At 62.0% G+C, this 5,951-nt stretch carries 4 protein-coding genes; all 4 read right to left on the reverse strand.

The genetic code is table 11. From position 1 onward, the window contains the following. Positions 1-133: 133 nt before the first annotated feature. Positions 134-1,675 carry a glutamine-hydrolyzing GMP synthase gene (guaA, locus tag QZS13_RS09670; RefSeq protein ID WP_295588418.1) on the reverse strand — a complete coding sequence of 514 codons (1,542 nt, stop codon included), beginning with the start codon at positions 1,673-1,675 and terminating at the stop codon, positions 134-136. 106 nt (positions 1,676-1,781) lie between these two features. After that, positions 1,782-2,360, reverse strand: coding sequence for a xanthine phosphoribosyltransferase (locus QZS13_RS09675; RefSeq protein ID WP_295588421.1), 579 nt, complete (start codon positions 2,358-2,360; stop codon positions 1,782-1,784). A 199-nt stretch (positions 2,361-2,559) separates the two neighbouring features. After that, positions 2,560-3,381 carry an Mrp/NBP35 family ATP-binding protein gene (locus tag QZS13_RS09680; protein ID WP_295588424.1) on the reverse strand — a complete coding sequence of 274 codons (822 nt, stop codon included), beginning with the start codon at positions 3,379-3,381 and terminating at the stop codon, positions 2,560-2,562. A 58-nt stretch (positions 3,382-3,439) separates the two neighbouring features. Then, positions 3,440-5,677, reverse strand: coding sequence for an ATP-binding protein (locus QZS13_RS09685; RefSeq protein ID WP_295588427.1), 2,238 nt, complete (start codon positions 5,675-5,677; stop codon positions 3,440-3,442). Positions 5,678-5,951 lie beyond the last annotated feature (274 nt).

Genomic DNA, 5,951 nt, shown 5'->3' on the forward strand with positions numbered 1-5,951 from the left:
AGAGCTAACTGACTAATCAAAATCAGTTAGCTCTCTTTTTATGAATAATGAAAAAATGTTGCCAAATCGTTGCCACGGAGGGTCTTAAACCCCTAAAAACCCAGTTATATCAGGCTTTTCCGGGCTTCTGAAATCATTCCCACTCAATGGTTGCGGGGGGCTTGCTGGTGATGTCGTAAACGATGCGGTTGATGTGGGGCACCTCATTGACGATGCGCACGCTCACCCGATCCAGCACGTCGTAGGGGATGCGGGTCCAGTCGGCAGTCATAAAGTCGGTGGTGGTGACGGAGCGCAGGGCCAGGGTATAGTCATAGGTCCGGCCGTCGCCCATGACGCCCACGGAGCGCATGTTGGTGAGCACCGCAAAGTACTGGTTCATGGTGCCCTCCAGCTTTGCCTTGGCGATTTCATCCCGGAAGATGAAGTCTGCCAGGCGCAGGGTGTCCAGCTTGTCCTTGGTGATCTCACCGATGACCCGGATGGCAAGACCGGGGCCGGGGAAGGGCTGGCGCATGACCAGATACTCCGGCAATCCCAGTTCGCGGCCCAGGCTGCGGACCTCGTCCTTGAAGAGCATCCGCAGCGGCTCGATGATCTCCTTGAAGTCCACGTAGTCGGGCAGGCCGCCCACGTTGTGGTGGCTCTTGATGACGGCGGCGTTGCCGGCGCCGGACTCGATGACATCGGGATAGATGGTGCCCTGGACCAGATAGTCTACCTGGCCGATCTTCTTGGCCTCCGCCTCAAAGACCCGGATGAACTCCTCACCGATGATCTTGCGCTTGCGCTCGGGATCGCTGACGCCGGCCAGCTTGCTCAAAAACAGCTCTTCGGCGTTGGCCCGGACGAAGTTGATGTCCCACTTCTTGAAAGCGGCCTCCACCTCATCGCCCTCGTTGAGGCGCATGAGGCCGTGGTCCACAAACACGCAGGTGAGCTGATTGCCTACGGCCTCGGCTACCAGAGCTGCGGCCACGGAGGAGTCCACGCCGCCGGAGAGGGCCAGCAGCACCTTGCCGTTGCCCACTTTTTCCCGGATGGCGGCAATGGCCGTCTCCTTGTAGTCGCCCATGGTCCAGTCGCCCTTGGCGCCGCAGACCTCGTAGAGGAAGTTGCGGATCATGGCGGTGCCGTACTGGGTGTGGTTGACTTCCGGGTGGTACTGTACGCCGTAGAAGCCCCGGGCTTCGTCACAGATGGCAACGTTGGGGCAGGCATCGGAGTGGGCTACCAGGGTGAAGCCCTCGGGCACCTTTTCCATGTAGTCGCCGTGGCTCATCCAGGTAATGCTCTCCTGGGGCAGGCCCTTGAAGAGCTTGCAGGAGGTGTCGAAGTAGGTGTCGGTCTTGCCGTACTCCCGGGCGGAGTCCTCGGTGGCGGCGACGACCTTGCCGCCCAGGTTGTGGGCCAGCAGCTGGCAGCCGTAGCAGATGCCCAGAATGGGCACGCCCAGATGGAACACGGCGGGGTCCGCCTGGGGGGACTTGGGATCGTACACGCTGTTGGGGCCGCCGGTAAAGATGATGCCGATGGGGTTCATAGCCCGGATGGTATCCATGGGGGTGGTATAGGGCTTGACCTCGCAGTAAACGCCGCACTCGCGGACCCGGCGGGCGATCAGCTGATTATACTGGCCGCCGAAGTCCAGCACGATAACGGTCTGGTGAGACATGTGGGTTCCTCCTTTATCAAAAGTGGCTGATGAACAATCCGCGCCGCCCGCTTCGCCGCGGTGAAGCCCGTGCGGAAGCAGGCGGGCGGGAGACAGTACCCGCAGATCAGTCCTCGTCCCGGAAAACGATGTGGCCGGGCTCGGCGGACTCGATGATGGCCAGGGACTTGAGGTTCACGCCGGCGGCCCGCAGACGGTCACCGCCACCCTGGAAGCCCTTTTCCACGGCACAGCCGATGCCCACCAGCGTAGCGCCGGCGGCGGTGACGATGTCGCACAGGCCCCGCATGGCCTCGCCGTTGGCCATGAAGTCGTCGATGATGAGAACCTTGTCGTCGGCGGAGAGCCACTCCTTGGAAACCAGCAGCGTGACCTTCTTTTTATAGGTGTAGGAGAAGATGTCGCTTTGATACAGGCCACCCTCGATGTTGTCGCTCTTGGCCTTCTTGGCGAAGATCATGGGCTTTCCGAAATGCTGGGCCACGATGGCGGAAAGAGCGATGCCGCTGGCCTCGGCGGTGAGGATCACGGTGACTTCATCCATGTTGAAATGCCGGCCAAACTCCTCGGCGATGTGGCTCATCAGCGCGGTATCAATGCGGTGGTTCAAAAAGCCGTCCACCTTGATGATGTTGCCGGGCAGCACCTTGCCCTCTTTGACAATGCGCTCTTTCAGTTCCTGCATGTACAATATCCCCCTCAGTATTTGTTGTTTTTCTGTTTGAACTCCGTTAAAACTTGACTTTGCATTATTATCTCGAATAATCCGTGGATTTGCAACTGTTTTTCCCCACAAAAAGAAAAAACTCTCCCCGGAAGGTCTTGGCATGGCGGACAAAATGCGCGAAAGGCCGCGCTGTGGGCGAACACAGCGCGGCCGGGGCTTATTTGTTTTCCAGCTTGTCAGCCGCAGCGTCCAGCCACTGGCCCTGGAAGGACTCAATGTCGCCCGCATCGGCCAGGGCGGCCAGTGCCGGGTCAATGGGCATCTCCGCCAGCACCGGCAGCTTGTGCCGCTGGGCGGCCTCGGCGGTCTTGCCCTCGCCGAAGAGGTAGATCTTCTTGCCGCAGTCCGGGCAGGTCACATAGCTCATGTTCTCCACCAGACCCAGAATGGGCACTTCCATCATCTCCGCCATCTTCACGGCCTTTTCCACCACCATGCTCACCAGCTCCTGGGGAGAGGCCACCACGATGATGCCGTCCAGAGGAATGGACTGGAACACGGAGAGGGACACGTCGCCGGTTCCGGGAGGCATGTCCACGAACAGATAGTCGCAGTTCCACAGCACGTCGGTCCAGAACTGCTGGACCACGCCGGAGATGACGGGACCCCGCCAGATGACCGGGTCGGTCTCGTTGGGCAGCAGCAGATTGGTGGACATGACCTGGATGCCGGTGCGGGACTCCATGGGATAGAGACCCTGTTCGCTGCCCAGAGCCTGACCGTGGATGCCGAAGGCCTTGGGGATGGAGGGACCGGTGATGTCCGCGTCCAGCACGCCCACGGCATAGCCCCGGCGGCGCATGGTGACGGCCAGCTGGCTGGTGACCATGGACTTGCCCACGCCGCCCTTGCCGGAGACGATGCCGTATACCTTGCCGACTCTGGCGGCGGGATTGTGGTCTTTCAGGAGGGACTGAGGCTCCTGCCGCTCACCGCAGTTTTCACCGCAGGTGGAGCAATTGTGGGTACATTCGCTCATAAGTGTGTAATCTCCTTTTTCGCTTTCGCGTAGTTAATCTGCATACGGTACAGCTATCTTATACCTGCCGCGGCGATGCCGTCAACCGCTGAACGGAAACTTCCCCGTCTCCGGCAAAAAATTCCGCTTCCCGGCTGTGGCAGGTGAACAGCAGGATCTGCCGCTTTTTGGCCTCTTCCTTTAAATAGGCCAGCGCAGCGGCGCAGCGGTCGTCATCAAAGGCAGAAAGCGCGTCGTCCAGAACCAGGGGGGGAGCCTCTTCTTCGGGAAGCACCAGGTCGCAGATGGCCAGGCGAACGGCCAGGTAGAGCTGGTCCGCCGTCCCGACGGAGAGAAAGCCGGCGCGCCGGTAGAGCTGGTCGCCGTCGGCCTGGGTGGAGAGATGGAAGTCCCGGTCCAGCACCACGCCGGTGTAGCGTCCGCCGGTAAGCGCATGAAAGATCTCCGCGGCCCGGCGTCCCAGAGCCGGGGAAAAACGCCCCTGCAGCTCCGTACTGGCAGTTTCCAGGGCGCCCAGGGCCTCCTCCAGGGCGGCATACTCCTCCTCCAGTGCCTCCCGCCGGGCGGTAAGGGTGCGGATCTGGCTTTCCAGAACCACCGGATCGCCGGAGGCCTGGAGCCTGCCGGAGAGCTGATCGGCAGCGGAGCGGGCATCGGCCAGGGTGCGCTGCACCCCGGCCAGCTCCTGCCGGATGGTATCCCGCTCCCGGGTGGGGCGAGCGGAGGAGGCGGCGGAACCGGACGTGCCGCCCTGCTGGGTCAGCACGTCCCGCCGCAGGGCGGCTTCCCGGGCGGCGGTCTCCGCCTCGCTGAGCTCCCGCCGGCGCTGGGCACACCGTCGCAGCAGGGCATCGGCGGTGGGAATATCAAAGGCGGCGGGGGCAAAGCGCCGCACCTCCAGCAAAATCCCCTGTTCGTTGGAACTGAGAGAGGTGTACAGGGCATCGGCGGTGGCCGATTTGCTCCGCAGGGTTTCCTGCGCCTCGTCCCGGGCCCGGCACAGGGCGTAATACGTATCTGCCATGTGGTCGATTTCGGCCCGGTCAGCCGTGCCGTAGCGCTTGGTCAGAGCAGTCAGCCGTGCCTTGCGGCGGGCGGACCGGACGAGCCCCCATGCGCCGCAGACGGTGAGGACCACAATGGCGGCGGCAAGGCCCAGAGCGGGGAGAAGCCCCAGGCGTCCCTGACCGAGCCAGCCGGCGCCCCCTGCGGCAGCACAGCCCGCTATCCCCAGTACCGCGGCACCTGTATAGGAGGGGCGGCCCTCCGGCGGGTGGGTCATCTCCCGGGATACCTGCTCAATGGTCTGCCCGGCAAAAAGGTTCCCGGCAACGGCGTCCTCCGCCCGCAGTACGGCCTTCATGGCCTCGTCCCGTTCGTCCCGAGCCTTGTCCAGACTTTTGCGGACGGTTTCCAGATTGACAATGGCGCCCCGCAGCCGGGCAATGACGTCGTTGCCCGGAATGCGGTCCGCCTCCAGCTGCCGGCGCAGCGCCTCCGCCTGGTTCTCCAGCGTGTCGGCCTGCCGGCGCAGCTGCTCCAGGGACTGAGAACGCTGAACTGCCTCCCAGCGGTCCCAGCCGTTCAGCTCTTCGGTCAGAGCAGCCTCTCTGGCATGCAGCTCCTCCGCCTGGGTGCGCAGCTGTTCCAGCTGCCGGGCCAGCGCGCGTCCAGCCTCCAGATGCTCCTTCAGTTCCGTCAGCTGAGCTTCCAGCTCTGGAATTTGACCGGACTTGTTGCGGCGGCGCCGGTTGAGCTGCTTTTTCAACGCGGCGGATGCCTCGGAAAATGTAACGTCCTCCTCTCCAGAGGAGAGCAGTGCGGCAACGCGCCGCTCCAGCTCCGCGTCCTGGGTGACCAGGAGTCCCGACTGGCGGATGAAGGCGCTGCGCTCGTAGACCTCCCGGGTCACGCCAAGCAGTGTCTCTCCGCAATTTTGCCCGGTCAGCCCGGCAACGGCGTCGCCGGTACCGGTATAGAGCGCCCGAAATTCCCCCATGGGCGTGCCCTGGCGGCGGGTGGCCCGCATCAGCGTAATATCCCGCCCGTTCCAGCGGCAGTCAATGCGCCCGGCCATGGGAGCACCGGACCAGGGGGCATAGCGGTTTTTATCCGCCAGTGTCTCGGCCCGGTCTCGCTCCCGGCTGTTGATCCCGTAAAGCATGGCCAGAAGAAAGGCACACCAGGTGGATTTCCCGGTTTCATTGGGGGCCTGCAGAATGTTCAGCCCCGGCCGAAGCTCCATGGTTTCGTTTTCAAGCCGCCCGAAAGAAGCGGCACAGCGGTGAATCAGCAAAGAATCCCTCCTATATGGGAATAACCATTCGTGATGTAGGACATTATAACACTGCTGCCCCGGGTTTGCCCAGAGGATTTCTATATTATATAGTGTAGCAACGGCGAATCCGGACGATATAAGTGAAAAAGAAGCCGGATATTAAAAAACTTGAAAAAAGTAGTTGACAAAAGGAGGGGGGTATGGTAATCTAATCAAGCTGTCGCCGCGGTGAGCACTGCGGCAGAGAGGAAATGAAAAAAGTACTTGACAGTACACACAAGATGTGGTAACA

This window comes from uncultured Oscillibacter sp. (genome assembly GCF_900546705.1).
Lineage (GTDB): Bacteria > Bacillota > Clostridia > Oscillospirales > Oscillospiraceae > Oscillibacter.